Below are 20,382 nucleotides of genomic sequence, written 5' to 3' on the forward strand. Positions count from 1 at the left end.
ATACCGCTGTCGCAGAGGCTAATCCAAGAACTGCCTTTTTTATTGTTTTTCTCATGGCGCTCACGTTCTCCATTGATTGGATGAACGGTACGCGATTGCCATAAATATAGCGTATTTATACGTAGATAATCATGAATAAATGTAATTCCTAAATTTGGAAAAGATGTTGAAAGAAATTTTTAATCCTCTAACAATCGAGGATGCCGTGGCGCGTGGCGGTCACATTACGGTCGGGCGGCGGTCTTCCTGTTTGGTCGCGGCGCCGTGCGGAAGGAATTGTGCAGGTGGTCGGCGGTGGGTCGGGCTACTAGCGGAGGGAGGCGTGGCTTTGCCATGGCCAATGCGTTGCAGAGAATTGGGGGCGATCGCATGCAGTTGATAAACGGAATTTCGAAGCGGGCGGACAATGCTGCCGCGCAGGTCACCCGTGGTCTTTCGCTGGTGGGTATCGCCGTGCTGCTCGCTGCATGCCAGTCGGGTGTCGATGGGCTTAGCGAAGGCGTCAGCAAGAACGACGTGAAGGCGCCGCCGTCGACCGCCATCGAGGAAAGCTTTGGCGAAAAGGGTGCCGAAATCACCCTGCTGCTGCCGAAGGGCGGACAAGGTTATTACGAGGGCGAGGCGCGCGACGTGCGCGACGGTGCTGCCCTCGGTGTAGCGGAGCTCGGCGGCGATCTGGTTCGGGTGAAGGTGTCGGACATTTCCGGTGGATCCGCGGCTGCGACGAAGGAGATCCAGGCGGCCAAGGCCCGCGGCTCGATCCTGCTGGTCAGTTATGCGCCGCAGGATGTGACGACCGCGATGGGCGCCATCCCGGCGGACCAGCGTCCGATGCTTGTCAACGTGGGCCGCAAGGCGCCGGTATCCGGTGGCAAGGCCTACAACTTCGTCACCGAGGAACTCGACAGCGTCGTCGAGGGTATCAAGATCGCCGCCGTCAGCGGTCAGAAGAAGTTTGCGGTTTTCGTCCAGCAGGACTATCCGACCAGCTTCGATACGGCGGTGTCGTCCGCCGTGCGTAGCGTCGGTGGAACGGTGACGGGTGTGGTGCGCTACAACGGCTCCGGCAGCGGTGTCAGCGACACCGTCGCCAAGGCGCAAGGGCTGGTGCAATCTTCCGACACGTCGCTGATCCTCGGCAACACGGTTGCGGTCCTTCCGCTGCTGTCCGCCATCAAGGCGTCCGCCGGGGGCAGGCCGATGGCCTTCGTCGGTGCGAGCGGCTGGCCCGAGGCGACCTATACGAGCCCGGCTGCCGCCGGCGTGCTGATCGTTTCAGTAGACCGGGGGAATCGTGCGCTGATCGCGGAGCGTTACAATCGCCGCTTCGGTCGTCCGCTGTCGCTTTCCGCCGCCTATGGCTACGACATCGTCGCGCTGGCGGCCGGCATCGTGCGCAGCAAGGGTGCGACGGGGCTCACGCCGGAACTCCTGACCCGGAAGGCCGGGTTTACCGGCGTGACGGGCCTCTTCCGGTTGACCCCGGCCGGCAATGTCGAGCGCAAGCTGACGCCCTACAGCATCGGCAATGGCAAGCTCAATCCGCTGGCGGATGCCGCCAAGGCTTTTTGAGCCGGATTGAAGGCGCGTCCTGTCCCGGGCCGGGTTTCCGTCCCCGGGGTTCAGGCTGCTGCTGACAGGTGCTCGTGCACGGCGAGCCAGCGATCGTTGGCCTGGCGCGCGAAGACGATCGTCTCGCGCTCGCGGTTGGTCATTGCCTCGCCGCCAATCGACAGATCGGTTTCGACCGCATGGGTGAAGATCGCGACATTGCCGAAGATCTGGACATTGCGGCCGGTCGAGCGGCAGGCGCGGACTGCAAAGCCGTCACGCGTTTCCCAGAGTGCCCATTCCGCCTCGTATTCCCCACGGTTCGCGAGCGTGCGATCGAGGTTGTAGAAGATGAAGGTCGCTTCCGGCGAGAAGGCGTCGAAATAGGCTTTGGTGTCGTGGCGTCCGAAGGCGGCGACGAGGGCATCGGCGGCCGCGAGGACGGCGGTTCTGGCATCGGTCATTTGTATCTCGTTTCCAGGTGTGTTCAGACGGCTTTCACGCTGCTGATCAGCGCCGCCAACGGGCGATGCTGCTCTGCTACGCGGGCCTTCAGCTCCTCGAGCGGCATGGCGTCGACCTTGCAGAACTCGATGAACATCATGTTGAGGTTGTTGAAGAAGACCTCGCCGATGGCGCGTGCATCGACGCCGGCGATCACCACGCCGCGGCGCTGCAAGGTTTCGACGAGCTGGACGACCTGGGCGCAAAGGCGCTGGTCGAGTTCCGTATAGCGCTTCGACAGTGGCGTTTCCGGCTGCTGGATCGACGACGCCATCGCGGTGCGCCACATCTCCTTGCTGAGATAGACCAGCGAGTGATCATAGTACTGCTCGATCAGTGCGCGTAATGCTTCCTCGACGTTAAGAGGCGGATTGGCGACGATGCTCTCGCCCGCTTCCAGCACTTCGGTCACTTCCATGGAAACGGTGGCGACGAGCACGTCGCCCTTGTTCTGATAGTAGTTGTAGAGCGTCCCGACCGAGACTTCAGCCATCTCGGCGATGTCTTCGATGCGGGCGGCGTCATAGCCCTGTTCGCGGAATAGGGTGGTCGCGGCTTCCAGGATCCGGCGGTTCCTGTCGGCCTTCTGTCGGGCGCGCAATCCGGTCATGGCAAGCTCCGTTGAATCTCCTCAAAATTGAGATTGACTTAAAAAATGAATTCATTCAATCTTTTTCTCAAGGCGCCGATACGAGCGCCATTTTGATCAACGCGAGGGCTCGACGGGGGTCTTCGGCAAGAGGGAAACAAATATGGAAAAGACCGTTCTGGGCGGATACGGCCGCCGCATGCTTCTCGCAACCGTTGCCGTTTGCGCCTTCTCCACCAATGCTTCCGCGCAGGAAGAACTCAACGCACTCGTCTGGTGCGACCATACCGATCCGGCACTGATCGAACCCTTCGAGAAGGCCAACAATGTTAAGGTCAACCTCAAGGAATACGAGGGCACAGGCGCCGGCCTCTCGATAGTCGAACAGTCGCGTCCCGGCGACTGGGATGTCTTCGTGATCGACGGTGTCGATGTTCCGCGCGCGGTCGAGATGGACCTGCTCGCCGAGATCCCGGCCGACAAGCTGCCGACCGCCGACATCTTCCCCGAAGTCCGTATGGAAGCGAACAACACCAAGGACGGCAAGATCTACGCCGTTACCGAGAAGTTCGGCTACAATACGATTTCCTATGACAAGACCAAGGTCGATCCGAAGGATCTGGAAGACCTGTCGATCTTCTGGTCCGACAAGTACAAAGGCCGCATCGCGCTCTACGATTATTACCTGCCGATGATCGGCCTCACGGGCCTCGGCATCGGCAAGAAGACCGCCGATCTTACCGCCGAAGACCTGCCGGCGATCAAGGAGAAGCTGTTCGAGATGAAGAAGGTCGCCCGTCAGGTGAGCGACGTGGTCGCCTCGCAGACCGCGCTGGTCAGCGGCGAAGTCGACATCATCCTCGGCGGCGGCGAATGGGTGACGGCGGGCCTCACCACGGAGAAGCCGAACCTCGACTGGACCGTGCCGAAGCAGGGCGCGCTGCGCTGGGCGCAGTCGATCGGCGTGTTCAAGGATTCGACCAAGCAGGACCTCGCGGTCAAGTTCGTGCAGTATATCCTGAGCCCCGAAGGCCAGTCGAAGCTCGCGACGTCCTCCTGTTATTGGGGCATGCCGGCCAATGCCAAGGCAGGCGAGAAGCTCACCGACCAGCAGAAGACGGCACTTCGCTGGGACAAGCAGCCGGAATACCTGAAGAACACCCAGCTCTATCCGGTCGTCGATGCGGATCTCGATGCCGCAATGCAGGATGTCTGGACGGAAATGCTGCAGCAGTAAGCGGCCGTGGGCGTGGATCCTCGGGTCGAGCCCGAGGATCCACGGACTGGCAGGCAAGCCCCTTGGTGCTCCTACCCTGTAGCGGATGCCACGAAGGTCCGGGCCTGCGAGGTCGGGGGAGGGGTCGACCAGCCTATGCGATCGTCTGCTGTACCCGGCCACACTTACGGCGGCCGTTGTCTTGAAACACCAGCTTTCAGCGTGAACGGAGTGTCATGCCCATGACGACCACCCCGCTTGAACGGGCGGAACGCCGCAAGGCCTGGGGATTTGCGCTGCCGGCGCTGGCCTTTACCATCGCCTTCTTCCTCGTTCCCTTTCTCTACATGGCCGCGATCAGCTTCTGGAAGCGCGAGGGGCGCGAGATCGTGGCGAGCTGGACGCTCGACAACTACGTCGCATTCTTCGGCAAGCCGCATCTCCTGAAAGCCCTGTTCAACTCGCTGGAGGTGACGGCCATCGTCACCGTCATCTCGATCCTGCTCGCCTATCCGCTCGCCTGGATCATTGCTGAGCGCGTGCCGCGGCGCTGGCAGCGTTTCGCGCTGATCATGGCGATCCTGCCGTTCTGGACCTCCTATGTGGTGCGTTCCTACTCCTGGCTGCTCGTTCTTTCCGGCGGCGGCGTTGTCAATCAGGCGCTGATGTGGACCGGTCTCATTGCCGAACCGCTCGAGCTTTCGGCAAACCGCGTCGGCACGGTGATCGGCTTCGTGCATTTCTTCGTCATGCTGCTGACGCTGACAATCTATGCCAATCTCGTGCAGCTCTCGCCCAACTACCGTCGCGCGGCGGCCGATCTCGGGGCAAACGGCTTCCAGACCTTCTGGCACGTCATCCTGCCGCTGACGCTGCCCGGCATCATGGTCGGCGCCTTCCTGACCTTCGTCCTGTGCATCGGCGACTACATCACGCCGCAGATTCTCGGCGGCAACAACGAGCTCGTCCTGCCGCAGGTCATTATGCTGCAGCTTGGCCGCCGCGCAGATTTCCCGATGGCCGCCGCCCTCTCGCTGGTGCTGATGGTGGTGGTGACGATCGCCTATCTGGCCTCAGCGCGCTGGCTGAAGATGGAGAGGACTTGACCATGCGGCACATCAACACCGCGCTTTCTGCCCTTTATGCGAGCGCGCTCTACCTCTTCATCTTCCTGCCGGTCGCGGTCCTCGTGCTCTTCTCCTTCCAGGACGGCACACTGCCGGTGCCGCCGCTGCATGGGCTGACGCTGCGCTGGTACGGCGAGATCTTCGCCGACGCCAAGCTGATGTCGGCGCTTGGAAACTCGCTGATCGTCGCCATTGTCTCGTCGGCGGTTGCCTGCGTCATCGGCTTCCTCGCGGCCTATGCGTTTGCCCGCTACACGCTTCCGGGTTCCGGCCTTCAGCGCGCGCTGATCGTCGCGCCGATGACGGTCAGTACCCTGATCATCGGGCTCGGCCTGCTGTCCGTGTTCAGCCGCCTCAACATCACGCTGTCGCTGTGGACGGTAGGGATCGGCCATGTGGTCATCAATCTTCCGCTCTGCTTTGCCATCATCTACGCCTCGATGGGTGGGCATCAGGTGAATATCGAGCGGGCGGCGCGCGACCTCGGTGCGAAGGACTGGCAGGTCATGGTGCTCGTCACGGCGCCGATGCTGATGCCGTCGATCCTCGCGGCCTTCTTCCTGTCGGTGACCTTCAGCTGGGACGAGTTCATCGTCGCCTTCCTCTTGTCGCGCTTCGACGTAACGCTGCCGGTCGAGATCTGGAGCATGCTGCGCTCCGGCCTCGATCCGAAGACCAATGCGATCGGCAGCGTCGTTTTCCTCATCTCGGTCGCGTTCCTCATCGTCATGGAACTCGCCGTCTTCAGAAAATCCGGGAAATCCTCATGACCGCCGACGTCTCGATCAGAAACGCCACGAAAGTCTTCGGCGCATTCCGCGCGCTGGACAATGTCTCGCTCGACATCGCCGCCGGCGAGTTCATCGTGCTGCTTGGGCCTTCCGGCTGCGGCAAGACGACGCTGCTGTCGATCCTCGGCGGCTTTCTCGAGCCGACCTCGGGAACGATCGCGATCGGTGGCAAGGACATGACGCATGTCGCGCCAGCCAAGCGGCCGACCACCACCATGTTCCAGGACTATGCGCTCTTCCCGCACATGAAGCTCTCTGACAATGTCGGTTTCGGCCTGCGCATGCGAGGCGTGGCGAAGGCCGAGCGGGACGAGAAGGCGCTCTCCTTCCTCGATCTCGTCGGGCTCAAGGCCTCCGCCTCGAAGAAGCCGCATGAGCTTTCCGGCGGCCAGCGCCAGCGTGTAGCCCTGGCGCGCGCGCTGGCCGTCGATCCCGATGTGCTGCTGCTCGACGAGCCCCTCGGCGCGCTGGACCTCAAGCTGCGCCGACAGATGCAGGACGAGCTGAAGGCGATCCAGAAGCGCGTCGGCACCACCTTCATCCACGTCACCCACGACCAGGAAGAGGCGATGGCGATCGCCGACCGGATCGTGGTGATGAATCACGGGCGCATCGAGGATGTCGGCGCACCGTCCGATATCTACATGCGGCCGCGCTCGCTGTTTGCCGCGGGCTTCATGGGCGAGGCGAACTTCCTGCCCGGCCGCGTGACCGGAATTACCGCCGGCGAAGCGCGGATTGAGACGGCGCTAGGCCGCGCGGTTATTCCCGTCGCAGCCTTTACCGGCGGCATGCCCTCGGCGGACAACAAGGTGACGCTGTGCATTCGCCCCGAGCATTTCCGGTCTGCGGGGGAGGACGGTGCGACGGTCGCGCTCGGCCGCGCGCGGATCACCGACAGCGCCTTCTTCGGCGCGCACCACCGATGCCACCTTCAGCCCGAGGGTGGCGCCGACGTGGTCATCACTGCCCATCTGCCGCAGACCGCCCATCCGCGGCCGGGCGACGAACTGGAACTTGCGGTCAAGGCGGATACCATCGTAGCCCTGGTCGAAGGCCAGGAGACAAGATCATGAAACCGCGCATGCGCCCCGAAGACTGGTACAGCGTTCGCCGTCTCGACGACGACGTGACCTATATCTGCGAACCGCATATCCAGGAATTCTACCGCTGCAACATCTGGCATGTGCGCGGCCGCGACCGCGACATGCTGGTCGACAGCGGCATGGGCGTGGTGTCGCTTCGCGAATGGGTGCCGCTCGTTACCGAGCGCGAGTTGATCGCGGTGGCGAGCCACACCCATTTCGACCATATCGGCTGCCATCACGAGTTCGAATGCCGTGCCGTGCATTCGGCCGAGGCGGACCTCCTCGCCAACCCTACCCGCGAGAATACGCTGGCCGATCCTTACGTGACCGACGAGATCTTCGACGCGCTGCCTCCCGAGCCCTATTGCTCGAAATGTTATGCGGTGAAGCGGGCGCCGGCGACCCGCATTCTCGAAGACGGCGACGTCATCGATCTCGGCGATCGGCACTTCGAGGTGATCCATACGCCGGGGCATTCTCCGGGCGGCATCGCGCTCTATGAAAAAGCGACCGAAATCCTCTTCTCCGGCGACATCCTCTATGACGGGCCGCTGATCGAGGACACCTATCATTCCAACGCCGCCGACTATCTCGCCTCGATGGAGCGCCTGCTGACGCTTCCGGTGCGGCTGGTGCATGGCGGCCATTTTCCAAGCTTCAGCGGCGAGCGTTACCGGGAGCTGATTTCCGGCTGGCTCGACGCCAAACACAAGACAATCTGAGGGGAGTGAAGCATGCTCGACAAGCGCAAGTTCTACATCAACGGCGAATGGGTCGATCCGATCGCGCCAAGCGACCTCGAGGTCATCAACCCGGCGACCGAACAGGTGATTGCCGTCATTTCGATGGGGACTGCCGCCGATATCGACCGCGCCGTCGCTGCCGCCAAGAACGCGTTCAGGACCTACAGCCGCACCAGTCTCGACGAGCGCATCGCGCTGCTCGAAAAGCTGCTCGCCATCTACAAGCGCCGCTATGACGAGATGGCGCGCACCATCACGCTCGAACTTGGCGCACCGATCACCATGAGCACCGAACAGCAGGCGCATGTCGGCGTCGGGCATCTCAAGGGGTTCATCGAGGCCCTGAAGCGCATCAAGATGCGTGAGGAGTTGCCGAACGGTGACATCGTGCTCCGCGAGCCGATCGGCGTCTGCGGCCTCATCACTCCGTGGAATTGGCCGATCAACCAGATCGCCCTCAAGGTCATTCCGGCGCTCGCGACGGGCTCGACCTGCGTGCTCAAGCCCTCGGAGTTCACCCCGCTCAACGCCCTTCTTTATGCCGAGATGGTGCATGAGGCCGGTTTCCCGGCCGGCACCTTCAATCTGGTCAATGGCGACGGCCCGAATGTCGGTGCCGCCCTGTCGAAGCACAAGGACGTCGACATGATGTCGTTCACCGGCTCGACCCGGGCCGGCACCGCCGTCAGCAAGGATGCGGCCGACACCGTCAAGCGCGTCACGCTCGAACTCGGCGGCAAGTCGCCCAACATCGTCTTCGAGGATGCCGATCTCGAGGAACGCGTCACCGGAAGCGTGCTCGAATGCTTCAACAATTCCGGCCAGTCCTGCGATGCGCCGACGCGGCTTCTGGTACAGCGTTCGGTGTACGGGCAGGCCTTGGAGATCGCCCGCCGCGTGGGCGGGGAGGCCAAGGTCGGCAACCCGCAAGAAGCGGGCGAGCATATCGGGCCGCTCGTCAGCGACATTCAGTATGGTCGCGTGCAGGCGCTGATCGAGGCCGGTATCGCCGAAGGCGCCGAGCTTCTTGTCGGCGGTCCCGGCAAGCCGGAAGGTTTCGAGACCGGCTACTACGTCAAGCCGACGATCTTTGCCGGGGTCAACAACCAGATGCGGATCGCCCGAGAAGAGGTCTTCGGGCCGGTGCTCGTCATCATCCCCTTCGACACCGAGGAGGAGGCGATCGAGATCGCCAACGACACGAACTACGGCCTCGCCGCCTACATCCAGAGCGGCGACCTTGATCGGGCCGAGCGCGTCGCCGGCCGTCTGCGGGCCGGCATGGTGCATATCAACGGTGCGCCGCACCGCTACGGCAGCCCGTTCGGCGGTTACAAGCAGTCCGGCATTGGCCGCGAGGGTGGAATCTTCGGGCTCGAGGATTTCCTCGAAGTGAAGACCGTCCACCGGCCGCGTGCAGATTGAGAGTGTTGTAAGATGATCCCCAAGACCATGAAGGCCGCGGTGGCCGAAGCTCCCGGCGCTCCGCTCGTCATCCGCGATCTGCCGGTTCCCCAGCCGGGTCGCGGCCAGTTCCTGGTGAAGCTCGAAAGCTGTGGTGTGTGCCATTCCGACCTGCACCTGCGCAACGGCGACGAGGGCCTGCCGGACGAGATGTATCCGCTCGTTTTCGGCCATGAGGGCATCGGCCGGATCGTGGCGGTCGGCGAGGGTACGGAGACGACGCTTTCGCTCGGCGACCGCGTCGGCCTGCCGTGGCTCTATGATACCTGTCTCGATTGCAGCCCGTGCCTAACCGGGGCGGAAACCTTCTGCACGCATCAGCATGCCCGCGGCATTCACTATCATGGCGCTTTCGCGGAATATGCGATCCTCGAATCCCGCTTTGCCTGCACCATCCCCGATGCAATCGATCCGGTACAGGGCGCGCCGCTGCTCTGCGCCGGCCTGACCGCGTGGAGCGCGCTGCGCAAGACGCAGCTTCGGCCCGGCAAGACCGTGATGGTCATCGGCTGCGGCGGGCTCGGGCAATATGCGATCATGATCGCCAAGGCGCATGGCGCGACGGTGGTCGCCGTCGACCGCGATCCGGCCAAGCTCGACGAAGCGCGTGCGCGCGGCGCCGATCATCTGGTCGAGGCCGGTCCAGATGCCGGGACGAAGGTCAAGGAACTCGGCGGTGCTGATATCGCGGTCAATTTCGCGCCGACGCCAGCCGTGTGGAAGACCATCGAACAGGCGGTCAACCCGATGAGCGACATCATCGCCATCGCGCTCGTCCACGATCCGGTGCCGCTTTCGATGATGTGGCTGATCGACGGCGGTCACCGCGTCTTCGGTTCGTCGGTCGGTTCGCGGCAGGACCTGCGCGATTTCCTCGCATTCGCGGCGCGGACGAAGCTGGACATCGACATCGAGACGATCCCGCTGGCCGGTGTCAACGTGGCTCTCGACCAGTTGCAGGCCGGCAAGGTCGCCGGCCGTGTCTGCATCGACTTCTCGCTCTAGCTTCGTCGGCTCTTCGCAGCAGGCCCGGGGACATCCCCGGGCGCTTACTTCCACCTGATGTGTCGTTGCGTCGACCCCGGTCAATTTCGGGGGTGACGTGTGCGCGCAGATCTGCAACGTCTGTCCCCATCCGGACATCTGCAGGGAGGAGATTGCGGTGGCATTGGACGATCCGAGGGCTCAAACCGTCATTCTGGGATATGCGCGGACGCCGATGGGCGCCATGCTGGGCGCGTTGAAGGACGTCGCTGCGCCGCAGCTCGGCGCCGTCGCGATCACGGCCGCTCTTGCACGCGCCGGGGTCTCCGGCGAGTATGTCGATCGCGTGCTGATGGGATGCGTCCTGACCGCCGGCCTCGGTCAGGCGCCGGCACGGCAGGCGGCGCTCGCAGGCGGACTGCTGGATACCGTTCCCTCCACCACCATCGGCAAGGTCTGTGGCTCGGGGATGGAGGCGATGATCCTCGGTCACTCGGCAATCGGCTCCGGCCTTGCCAATGTCGTGGTGGCCGGCGGCATGGAGAGCATGAGCCGGGCGCCCTATCTGCTGCCCGACCAGCGGGCGGGGGCCAGGCTCGGCCACAAGTCGGTCGTCGACTCCATGTTCCATGACGGACTGGAAGACGCCTATGACGTGGGCCGCCTGATGGGCAGCTTCGGCGACGAGATTGCTGCCGAATACGGGTTTTCGCGGGAAGAACAGGACGCCTTTGCCGTCGAGAGCCTGAGGCGGGCCAAGGCGGCGCAGGCGGAAGGTCGTTTCGATCGCGAGATCGCGTCCGTCACCGTTCCGGGCCGTTCGCCGACCGTCGTTGACCACGACGAACAACCGGGCCGGTCAAACGCCGAGAATATCCCCACGCTTCGCCCCGCGTTCTCGCCGAATGGTACGGTGACGGCCGCGAATGCCAGCTCGATCTCCGACGGCGCGGCGGCGCTGGTGCTGGCGGATCTTGCCCATGCGGAACGTCACGGACTTAAGCCGATCGCGCGGATCGCCGGGGTCGCCGGCCATGCGGGCAAGCCTTCCGATTTTCCCAAGGCGCCAGTTCCCGCCATCAGCAGCCTGCTCGACCGCCTCGGCTGGTCGGTCGGCGATGTCGATCTCTTCGAGGTCAACGAGGCCTTTGCCATGGTCGTGATGATCGCCATGCGAGACCTCGGCATCCCGCACGAAAAGCTCAACGTCAACGGCGGCGCCTGCGCACTCGGACATCCGATCGGGGCGAGCGGCGCGCGGATCGTCGTGACCTTGCTTGCGGCACTCGAAGCGCGCGGGCTGAAACGCGGGGTGGCGAGCCTCTGCATCGGCGGCGGCGAGGCGACTGCGATCGCGGTCGAGCTGGTCTAGGGTCATACCTCAATCAGGACAGGTGTTCCGACCCTAGAGTGACGCGTCGACGATCGCGGCGAGTTCGGCGCGGTGGCGCATCATCGCCTTCAGGGCCTCGTAGTCCCGGGCGTAATGCCTGACGGATGCCGGGTCGGGGTGGGTCACGCCAAGGCCGATGGGCATCGCCCTGTAGGCCGAGGCCATGTCGTCGAAGAAACCGGCCGCGACGGCGGCGTGAAGCGCGGTGCCGAAGAGCACCGGGTCCTGGTTGGTCGGCGTGCGGATGCTGCATCCGGTGACGTCGGCATAGAGCTGCGGGATCAGCGGATGATGGGAAAAACCGCCGGCGAGCGACAGCACGCGGATACCGTCCGCCCCGGTCGGCATGTGGCCGATGATGTGGCGGATGCTGCAGGCGAGCGCCACGCAGGTGCGCCAGTAGAGACGGCAAAGACCTTCGAAGCTGCGATCGAGGGTAAGCCCGACGATCCCGCCGGTCAGGTCGGGATCAGTGGTTGGCGAGCGGGTGCCGTGAAAATCCGGCAGGACCTGGATCGGCAGTCCGTAACCCAGACCGTGTTCGGCGATGTTGTTGCGGATGTGGTCGAGGATTTCGGTGTGTCGGGCCTGGCCGGGCTCTCCACCCGCCGGATGGATACGAAGCATATGGTCGAGCAGGGCGCCGGACGCGGACTGTCCGGCCTCTGTCAGCCAGAGGCCCGGTACCGCGACGTCGCGAAAGGCGCCCCAGCATCCTGATCCCTGGACGGGTTCTTCCGTCAACTGGACGACGCAGCTCGATGTCCCGGCGATGAGCGCGGCATGGGCCGTCGGCCCGTGATCGCCAAGCCCGACGGAGGCGCCGAACAGCGCGATCGTTCCCGCATAGGCGTCGATGAGCCCTGGTGCGACAAGGCAGTCCGTGGTCAGGCCTAGCGCTAAGGCCGCGTCCTGCGAGAGGCGGGAGACGGGTCGGTCGGGCGAAAGCGTTGTTTCCGGAAGGTCGGCGCGGTCGGCAAGATCGTCGAGGCCGACGCGATCATAAAAGGCGTCGGGCCTCTCGCCGCGCGCAGTTGGACCGTATCCCCATTTCGAAACCAGCGGAGAATGCGAGCGTGCGTTCGATCCGGTGGCGCGCCAGGTGAGAAAGTCGCAGAGATCGTAGATTGCGCCGGCCTTCGCCCAGGTGTCCGGAAGGTTTTCCTTCAGCCAGAGAAGCTTCGGCACTTGCATCTCGGCGGAAAGCCGTCCGCCATAGCGATCGAGCAACGGGTCGCCGGTCGCGCTGCAGAACTCGGCCTGGTCAACGGCACGGTGATCCATCCAGAGGATGGTGTCGAGGTTCTGTCGTCCGGTCGAGGAAACCGTCAGCGGGTTGCCGGCACGGTCGCGGACCACCAGCGAACAGGTTGCGTCGAAGCCGAGAGCGCCGACGTCAGAGGGCGAGAGGCCGGCCGCTGTGACGACGGCACGCACTGAACGGCAGACTGCTGTCCAGATTTCCTCGCTGTCCTGTTCGAAATGCCGCTCCCGCGGTTGATGCAGGGAAATGGGGGTAACGTGACGCGCCAACTGGGCGCCCTTGAGATCGAACAGGCCTGCCCGCGCACTGCCGGTACCGACGTCCACCGCAACGAGGTAGTCATGCATCAGGATTGTCTTTCGGTCTCCTCACAGGGACGACAAATTGGAGCAAATCCGCCATCGCGTCAAACCGTGCGTCGGGGGCGAGTTGGTCCAGAGCGGCGCGATATTCCGCAAAGCCGGTATGGGATCCTCCGGTAAAGGCGATGACCCGCATGCCGGCAGCGCGCGCGGCCTCGATGCCGGCCGGGCTGTCCTCGATGACAAGGCAGTCTTGCGGCACGTAGCCCATCGTGCGCGCCGCATGAAGGAAGAGATCCGGTGCGGGTTTGCCTCGCGAAACCATGGTGGCGCTGAAGATATGCGGCGCGAAACGGTCGAGCAGGCCGGTTGCACGCAGGCAGAGTTCGACGCGCTCCTTCTGGCTCGACGATGCGACGCACCAGGCAATTCCGGCCGCCGCAAAGCCGGCGAGAAGGTCGGGAATGCCCGCGATCGCCCGAAGGTCGCTGCGGAATCGGGCGTAGAGCACATCCCGCATCCGGCTGAGGAAGGCCTCGTCGATCTCGAGATCGAATTCGTCGCGAACCTGCTCGCGCACGGAGGCGAGGCTGCGCCCGAGAAAACGCTGGGCGACGCCGGCGGCGTCGATGCTGATGCCGGCGGCGTCGAGAAACTCGGCGAGCACGGCGAGCGCGATCGGCTCGCTGTCGACGAGGACCCCGTCACAGTCGAAGATCACCAGCCGTGTGGTCGCGGGCTCCATCGGTACTCAGCCGGCAAGCCCGCCGTCGACATAGCGCTGCAGCGTCGCGGCGGTACCGTTGCTGCGCAGGCTTTCGAGGGCGCGGGTGAAGCGGGAGACGAAGCGGGGATCCGATCCGGTCGCGCCGAAGATGTCGCCAAGGGCGAGAAAGGCGGCCGGATCGGCGCGCGAGGCGAGGGCAGCCTTTTGCAGCCGCTCGGCGCTGGCGTCGTTGAAGACGATCGCCTTGCCGCTGTCGGACGTTCCTTCGAAGTAGCGGCACCAGAGCGCTGAAACGAGTGCGAGGCCGGTGACGTCGAGGCCCTTGGCGAGGCGATCGGCCGTCGATGGCAGGATGAATTTCGGCTGACGGTTGGAGCCGTCCTGGGCCAGACGCGGAATGGTGTCGCCGATCTTCGGATTGGAGAAACGGCTTTCGATCAGTCTGGCATAATCCTCGAGACTGGTGTTCGGCACGGGCGGAACGATGGGGATGATCTCCTCGTATGTCAGCTTGGCGAGGAAGGCGCGGATCAGCGGGTTCTCCATGGCCTCATGGACGAAGTGGATGTCCATCAGCGCCGCCGGATAGGCGATTGCCGCGTGGCCGCCATTCAGGATGCGCAGCTTCATCAGCTCATAGGGAGCCACGTCCGGGACGAAGGTCACACCGACATCCTCGAGTGCCGGGCGGCCGAGCGGGAACTTGTCCTCCAGCACCCATTGCTTGAACTCTTCGCAGAAGACCGGCCAGGAATCCTCGATGCCGTAGGTGTCGCGGGCGATTGCAATTTCTCGATCGCCCGTCGCAGGCGTAATGCGGTCGACCATCGCGTTCGGGAAGGCGACATTCTCGTGAATCCAATGGGCGAAGTCGGGATCGGAAAGCTTGGCGAGCCCGGTTACCGTCGCCTCGGTCACTTCGCCGTTGCCGGGAATATTGTCGCAGCACATGACCGTGAAAGGCGGTATCCCGGCCGCACGGCGGGCCTTGAGACCGGCGATGATGAGGCCGAACACGCTTTTCGGATGGGCCGGGTCACGGGAGTCGGCGACCATGGCCGGATGGGTGGGGTCGAACTTGCCGGTCGCCGGGTCGATGAAATAGCCGCCTTCGGTTATCGTCATCGAAACGATACGGATCGCCGGGTCCGCGAGGGCGGCTACGATGGCGTCGAAGTCGGGCGCGGCGAGGATGTCTGTCATCGGCCCGGTCACGGTCGCGGCGCTACGGTTGTTGTCCTGTTCGACCACGGTCGTCAGGCAGTCCTGGGCCTCGAGCTTCTCCTTCATCAGCCGGTCGCCCGGCATGACGCCGGCGCCGAGGATCGCCCAGTCGAGGTCCTTGCCCTGGTTGAAGAGCTCGTGGAGGTAGATCGCCTGGTGGGCGCGATGGAAGTTGCCGACGCCGAAATGCAGGATGCCGGCCTTCAGCTGGTCGCGGCGATAGGCCGGGACGGCTGCGGTCCTGGCGATTTCGGCAAGGTTTGCCAACGAGAGCTTGCAGGTCATTTCATAGTCCTCGAAAACGAGACGCAGGGCGGAGGCAGTGACGAGCGGTCAGCTCATCCAGTTGCCGCCATCGACATTGTAGGTTTGGGCGACGATGTAGTCGGCCTCCGGGCTGGCGAGGAAAATCGCCATGCCGGTCAGGTCTTCGGCGCGCCCCATGCGCCCGAAGGGTACGGCTTCACCGACGAGCTTCTTCTTCTCGCCAGGCTGCCGGTTCTCGTGTTGCGCGAAAAGCGCGTCGACGCCGTCCCAATGCTCGCCGTCGACGACGCCCGGCGCGATGGCGTTGACATTGATGCGATGCTTGATGAGGTCGAGGCCTGCCGACTGGGTCAGCGAGATGATCGCCGCTTTCGTCGCGCAGTAGACTGCGACCAAGGCCTCGCCGCGTCGGCCGGCCTGGCTCGCCATGTTGATGATCTTGCCGCCCTTGCCACGGGTGATCATCGATTTCGCCGCCGCCTGCAGCATGAAGAGAGAGCCTGCGACATTGATCGAGAAGAGCCGGTCGTAACTTTCGCGCGTGATCTCGACGATCGGGGCAAGGTCGAAGAGCGCGGCATTGTTGATCAGGATGTCGATCCCGCCGGTTTTCTCCTCGACCGTCCGGATCGCGGCGTCGATCGAGGCCTGGTCTGTCACGTCGAGACGCACAGGATAGGCCTTTGCGCCGATCTCCGCCGCCGTCTCGGTCGCACGCTCGAAGTTGATGTCCGCGATAGCCACCGTCGCGCCCTCGCGGGCATAGGCCTCGGCAAAGGCCCGGCCTATGCCGCGGGCCGAACCGGTGATCAGCGCCGACTTGCCTTCCAGCCTGCCGCTCATATCGCTAGCCCCTTGTCGTTGAAGCGATGGATGCGATCGGCATCCGGCGTGATGAAGACGGTGTCGCCGTGGCGGACCGGGAACTCGCCGCCGGCACGGGCGGTCACATGGCCGATGCCTTCGACGTCGACATGGAGGAAGGTGTCGGAGCCCAGATGTTCGGCGACGGCGACGCTGCCTTTCCACGTGCCGGCATCGGTCGACAGCCGCACATGCTCGGGACGAATGCCGATGGTGTGGGCGTTATGGGGGGCCGCCGTCGCGCCGGAGATCAGGTTCATCTTCGGCGAACCGATGAAGCCGGCGACGAAGATGTTGGCGGGCTTGTGGTAGAGTTCGAGCGGTGAGCCGACCTGCTCGATGCGCCCCTTGTTCAGCACGACGATCTTGTCGGCCATGGTCATGGCCTCGACCTGGTCGTGCGTGACGTAGATCGAGGTGGCGCCGAGTTGCTGGTGAAGCTGCGAAATCTCGAGCCGCATGTTGACGCGCAGCGCCGCATCGAGGTTCGACAGCGGTTCGTCGAACAGGAAGCATTCCGGCGAGCGCACGATGGCGCGGCCGATGGCGACGCGCTGGCGCTGGCCACCCGAAAGCTGGCGCGGCTTGCGTTCGAGATAGTCGGTGAGGTTGAGGATGCGTGCGGCATCGCCAACCTTGCGGTCGATCTCGGCCTTGTCGACACCCGCCATCTTGAGGGGGAAGCCGATGTTCGAGCGTACACTCATATGCGGATAGAGCGCATAGGACTGGAAGACCATGGCAAGGCCGCGCTGCGATGGCGGCTTGGCGGTTGCGTCGACGCCGTCGATCAGGATGCGGCCACCGGAGACGTCCTCGAGGCCGGCGATCAGGCGTAGCAGGGTCGACTTACCGCAGCCGGACGGGCCGACGAAGACAGCGAACTCGCCGTCGTTGATCTGAAGGTCGATCGACGGGATGACGGCTGCCTCGCCAAAGGACTTGGATACATTCTGAAGAGTGATGCTACCCATCTTGTTATTCCTTATTTGACAGCGCCGAAGGTCAGGCCGCGGACGAGTTGTTTCTGGCTGAACCAGCCGAGGATCACGATCGGTGCGATCGCCATGGTCGAGGCAGCCGAGAGCTTGGCGTAAAAGAGCCCTTCCGGACTGGAGTAGGAGGCGATGAAGGCGGTCAGCGGCGCCGCCTTGGAGGCCGTCAGGTTGAGGGTCCAGAAGGCTTCGTTCCACGACAGGATGACGTTGAGGAGAAGTGTCGAGGCAATGCCGGGAACGGCCATTGGCGTCAGGACGTAGACGATCTCCTTCATCAGCGAGGCGCCGTCCATGCGGGCCGCCTCGAGGATCTCGCCGGGGATCTCCTTGAAGTAGGTGTAGAGCATCCAGACGATGATCGGCAGGTTGATAAGGGTGAGTACGACCACCAGTCCAAATCGTGTATCCAGCAGCCCGAAATCGCGGAACACCAGGTAGATCGGGATCAGGGCGCCGACCGGTGGCATCATCTTGGTGGAGAGCATCCACATCAGGACGTCCTTGGTGCGCTTGGTCGGCGAGAACGCCATGGCCCAGGCGGCCGGGATCGCGATGAGCAGGCCGAGAAGGGTCGATCCGAACGAGATGACCACCGAGTTCATGAAGTGGCTGAAATAGTCAGAACGGCTTTCAACTTCCGCATAGTTCTCCGTCGTCCATTCGAAAAACAGGAAGGAGGGCGGTGAGGCGATCGCTTCCGCCTCGGTCTTGAAGCTCGTGAGGAACGTCCAGAGGATCGGGAAGAAGATCAGGATCCCGAGCGTCCAGGCGACGGCCGTCATGACGAGTTTGCGCTGGGTTGTGACTCTGCGGGCCATGGTCAGCTCTCCAGGTTCTTGCCGATCAGGCGGATGAGGAAGAAGGCGACGATGTTGGCGAGCACGACGGCGACGATGCCGCCGGCCGATGCGCCGCCGATGTCGAACTGCAACAAGGCCTGGGCGTAGACCAGGTAGGTGATATTGGTGCTCTGGTAGCCGGGGCCGCCATTGGTCGTGACGAGGATCTCGGCGAAGACCGACAAGAGGAAGATCGTCTCGATCAGGATGACCACCGTGATGGCGCGGGCCATGTGCGGCAGGATGATGTAGAGCAGCTTCGAGATCGCGCCGGCGCCGTCCATCTCGGCGGCTTCCTTCTGCTCTTCATCGAGCGACTGCAGCGCGGTCAGGAGGATCAGTGTCGCGAAGGGCAGCCACTGCCAGGCGACGATCAGGATGATCGACAGCAGTGGGTAGTTGGCCAGCCAGTCGATCGGCTGCAGGCCGAACAGCTTGGCGATCCAGGCGAAAAGCCCGTTGACCGGGTTCATCAGCATGTTCTTCCACACCAGCGCCGAAACCGTCGGCATGATGAAGAAGGGGGCGATCACCAGGATGCGCACGATCCCCTGGCCGAACATTGGCTGGTCGAGCAGCAGCGCGAAGGCAATGCCGCCGACCACCGTGATCAGTAGCACGCCGCCGACGAGCAGCAGGGTGTTGGTGAGGGCTGCGAAGAAGGCGGGGTCGCTGAGGAAGAAGGTGTAGTTCATCACCCCGGCGAATTCTTCCATTCCCGGCATCAGCAGGTTGTAGCGCAGGAACGAGAAATAGATGGTCATGGAGAGCGGAATGATCATCCATGCCAGCAGGAGCAGAACGGAGGGCGCCATCATCAGGCGCGCCGAGGAATGGGTGTGCGTGGTCGCCATGGTTTCGCGCCTCTCTCGAACGTGTCAGGTTGGAGAATTGGTGGGCCGCGATCGCGCGGGGGCGGAGCGCGGCCCTTGCCATGCGGTGCCACTCGGGCAGCCGCCATGGTGAGAAAAAGAATGAAGCGGGTTCGAAGGACATGTCGCCATGTCGTCCTCCCCCGCTTCAGTGGGGATGGAGGGTCGAGCCCCTCCATCCATTGGCTCGGGAGAGCTTACTTGATGTAGCCGGCCTTGGTCATTTCGCGCTCGGTCAGCTGCTGGGCGCTGGTGAGTGCCTGGTCGACGGTGACCTGACCTGCGAGCGCTGCGGAGAACTGCTGGCCGACCGCGGTGCCGAGACCCTGGAATTCCGGGATCGCCACGAACTGCACGCCGACATAAGGCACGGGCTTGACGGACGGAGCCTTCGGATCGGCCGCGTTGATCGAGTCCAGCGTCATCTTCGCGAAGGGGGCTGCCTTCTGGTATTCCGGGTTTTCATAAAGCGAGGTGCGGGTGCCCGGAGGAACGTTGGCCCAGCCTTCCTTCTTGGCAACAAGCTTCAGGTAGTCCTTGCTGGTTGCCCAGGATACGAACTTTTCGGCGGCTTCAGCCTTCTGGGTGCCGGCGGGGATCGCCAGGTTCCAGGCCCACAGCCAGTTGCCGCGCTTGCCGAGGCCGTTGTCCGGAGCCAGCGCGAAGCCGACCTTGTCGGCGACCTGGGATTCTTTCGGATTGGTGACGAAGGAAGCCGCGACGGTCGCGTCGATCCACATGCCGCACTTGCCGGTCTGGAAGAGCGCCAGGTTTTCGTTGAAGCCGTTCGAGGAGGCGCCGGGAGGGCCGGCTTCGTTCATCAGGCTGACGTAGAAGTCGAGTGTCTTCTTCCACTCCGGCTGATCGAACTGCGGCTTCCAGTTCTCGTCGAACCAGCGGGCGCCGAACGAGTTCGAGGTGGCCGTCAGGAAGGCCATGTTTTCGCCCCAGCCGGCCTTGCCGCGCAGGCAGATGCCGTACACTTCATTGGCCTTGTCGGTCATCTTGCGGGCTGCGTCCGCAATGAAGTCCCAGGTCGGCGCGTCGGGCATGGTGAGCCCGGCCTTCTCCATCAGGTCCTTGCGGTACATGACCATCGAGCTCTCGCCGTAGAACGGCGCTGCATAGAGCTTGCCGTCGGCCGTCAGGCCGGAACGGATGGCGGGTAGCAGATCGTCGACGTCGTAGTCGGCGCCGAGGTTGTCGAGCGGCAGAAGCCAGCCCTGCTTGGCCCAGATCGGAACTTCATAGGTGCCGATGGTCAGGATGTCGAACTGGCCGCCCTTGGTGGCGATATCGGTCGTCACCTTCTGGCGCAGGACGTTCTCTTCGAGCGTCACCCACTCGAGATCGATGCCGGGATTCTTCGCCTTGAAGTCATCCGTCAGCTTCTGCATCCGGATCATGTCGCCGTTGTTGACGGTCGCGATCGTGAGGGTTTCGGCCGAAGCCATGCCGGCGAGTGCGAGGGCCGAGCAGGCGCCCAGCAGCAATGTCTTGAGGTTCATATCTTCCTCCCAGAAGAAAAAATTGAGCATTTGCTTTGCTCATGGGCAATTACTCACTTCGAGGCGA

At 63.6% G+C, this 20,382-nt stretch carries 19 protein-coding genes; 9 read left to right on the forward strand and 10 right to left on the reverse strand.

Annotated features, from left to right (window positions below; genetic code table 11):
* Positions 1–369: 369 nt before the first annotated feature.
* The gene (locus ACX93L_RS00050; protein WP_459402950.1) at positions 370–1,572 is read left to right on the forward strand and encodes an ABC transporter substrate-binding protein; all 1,203 of its coding nucleotides are present in this window, start codon (positions 370–372) and stop codon (positions 1,570–1,572) included.
* Positions 1,573–1,622: 50 nt separating this feature from the next.
* On the opposite strand, the gene ACX93L_RS00055 is transcribed toward ACX93L_RS00050, so the two are convergent.
* Both ACX93L_RS00055 and ACX93L_RS00060 read right to left on the reverse strand, forming a co-directional pair.
* Positions 1,623–2,015 carry a nuclear transport factor 2 family protein gene (locus tag ACX93L_RS00055; protein ID WP_459402951.1) on the reverse strand — a complete coding sequence of 131 codons (393 nt, stop codon included), beginning with the start codon at positions 2,013–2,015 and terminating at the stop codon, positions 1,623–1,625.
* 23 nt (positions 2,016–2,038) lie between these two features.
* Positions 2,039–2,665 carry a TetR/AcrR family transcriptional regulator gene (locus ACX93L_RS00060; RefSeq protein WP_459402952.1) on the reverse strand — a complete coding sequence of 209 codons (627 nt, stop codon included), beginning with the start codon at positions 2,663–2,665 and terminating at the stop codon, positions 2,039–2,041.
* Between the two features lie 142 nt (positions 2,666–2,807).
* Here ACX93L_RS00060 and ACX93L_RS00065 point away from each other — a divergent pair, with 142 nt between their 5' ends.
* The 8 genes from ACX93L_RS00065 to ACX93L_RS00100 all read left to right on the forward strand — a co-directional run bounded on the left by ACX93L_RS00065 (position 2,808) and on the right by ACX93L_RS00100 (position 11,429).
* The gene (locus ACX93L_RS00065) at positions 2,808–3,881 is read left to right on the forward strand and encodes an ABC transporter substrate-binding protein (RefSeq protein ID WP_459402953.1); all 1,074 of its coding nucleotides are present in this window, start codon (positions 2,808–2,810) and stop codon (positions 3,879–3,881) included.
* Between the two features lie 221 nt (positions 3,882–4,102).
* Positions 4,103–4,966 (forward strand): ABC transporter permease, encoded by an 864-nt coding sequence (locus tag ACX93L_RS00070; RefSeq protein WP_459402954.1) that lies wholly within the window; start codon positions 4,103–4,105, stop codon positions 4,964–4,966.
* A 2-nt stretch (positions 4,967–4,968) separates the two neighbouring features.
* The gene (locus tag ACX93L_RS00075; protein WP_459402955.1) at positions 4,969–5,757 is read left to right on the forward strand and encodes an ABC transporter permease; all 789 of its coding nucleotides are present in this window, start codon (positions 4,969–4,971) and stop codon (positions 5,755–5,757) included.
* Positions 5,754–6,854, forward strand: coding sequence for an ABC transporter ATP-binding protein (locus ACX93L_RS00080; protein WP_459402956.1), 1,101 nt, complete (start codon positions 5,754–5,756; stop codon positions 6,852–6,854). Before ACX93L_RS00075 ends, ACX93L_RS00080 begins: the two co-directional genes overlap by 4 nt.
* The gene (locus ACX93L_RS00085) at positions 6,851–7,588 is read left to right on the forward strand and encodes an MBL fold metallo-hydrolase (RefSeq protein ID WP_459402957.1); all 738 of its coding nucleotides are present in this window, start codon (positions 6,851–6,853) and stop codon (positions 7,586–7,588) included. The genes ACX93L_RS00080 and ACX93L_RS00085 overlap by 4 nt, the downstream gene beginning before the upstream one ends.
* Before the next feature lie 12 nt (positions 7,589–7,600).
* Positions 7,601–9,034, forward strand: coding sequence for an aldehyde dehydrogenase family protein (locus tag ACX93L_RS00090; protein ID WP_459402958.1), 1,434 nt, complete (start codon positions 7,601–7,603; stop codon positions 9,032–9,034).
* A gap of 12 nt (positions 9,035–9,046) precedes the next feature.
* Positions 9,047–10,078, forward strand: coding sequence for an alcohol dehydrogenase catalytic domain-containing protein (locus ACX93L_RS00095; protein WP_459402959.1), 1,032 nt, complete (start codon positions 9,047–9,049; stop codon positions 10,076–10,078).
* Between the two features lie 157 nt (positions 10,079–10,235).
* On the forward strand, positions 10,236–11,429 hold the full coding sequence (locus tag ACX93L_RS00100; RefSeq protein ID WP_459402960.1) for a thiolase family protein: 1,194 nt from the start codon (positions 10,236–10,238) through the stop codon (positions 11,427–11,429).
* 33 nt (positions 11,430–11,462) lie between these two features.
* On the opposite strand, the gene ACX93L_RS00105 is transcribed toward ACX93L_RS00100, so the two are convergent.
* From ACX93L_RS00105 to ACX93L_RS00140, 8 genes are all read right to left on the reverse strand, one after another.
* Positions 11,463–13,061, reverse strand: coding sequence for an FGGY-family carbohydrate kinase (locus ACX93L_RS00105; RefSeq protein ID WP_459402961.1), 1,599 nt, complete (start codon positions 13,059–13,061; stop codon positions 11,463–11,465).
* A complete protein-coding gene (locus tag ACX93L_RS00110; RefSeq protein WP_459402962.1) occupies positions 13,054–13,761 on the reverse strand; it encodes an HAD family hydrolase in 708 nt (235 codons plus the stop codon). The genes ACX93L_RS00105 and ACX93L_RS00110 overlap by 8 nt, the downstream gene beginning before the upstream one ends.
* Before the next feature lie 6 nt (positions 13,762–13,767).
* A complete protein-coding gene (locus ACX93L_RS00115; protein WP_459402963.1) occupies positions 13,768–15,252 on the reverse strand; it encodes a mannitol dehydrogenase family protein in 1,485 nt (494 codons plus the stop codon).
* Between the two features lie 48 nt (positions 15,253–15,300).
* Positions 15,301–16,077, reverse strand: coding sequence for an L-iditol 2-dehydrogenase (locus ACX93L_RS00120; RefSeq protein ID WP_459402964.1), 777 nt, complete (start codon positions 16,075–16,077; stop codon positions 15,301–15,303).
* Positions 16,074–17,072, reverse strand: a complete 999-nt coding sequence (locus ACX93L_RS00125) for an ABC transporter ATP-binding protein (RefSeq protein WP_459402965.1) — start codon at positions 17,070–17,072, stop codon at positions 16,074–16,076. The genes ACX93L_RS00120 and ACX93L_RS00125 overlap by 4 nt, the downstream gene beginning before the upstream one ends.
* An 11-nt stretch (positions 17,073–17,083) precedes the next feature.
* Positions 17,084–17,914 (reverse strand): carbohydrate ABC transporter permease, encoded by an 831-nt coding sequence (locus tag ACX93L_RS00130; RefSeq protein ID WP_459402966.1) that lies wholly within the window; start codon positions 17,912–17,914, stop codon positions 17,084–17,086.
* A 2-nt stretch (positions 17,915–17,916) separates the two neighbouring features.
* On the reverse strand, positions 17,917–18,789 hold the full coding sequence (locus ACX93L_RS00135; protein ID WP_169594951.1) for a carbohydrate ABC transporter permease: 873 nt from the start codon (positions 18,787–18,789) through the stop codon (positions 17,917–17,919).
* A gap of 215 nt (positions 18,790–19,004) precedes the next feature.
* A complete protein-coding gene (locus ACX93L_RS00140; RefSeq protein ID WP_459402967.1) occupies positions 19,005–20,315 on the reverse strand; it encodes an ABC transporter substrate-binding protein in 1,311 nt (436 codons plus the stop codon).
* Between the last annotated feature and the right edge of the window lie 67 nt (positions 20,316–20,382).

Source organism: Rhizobium sp. CAU 1783 (assembly GCF_054551725.1).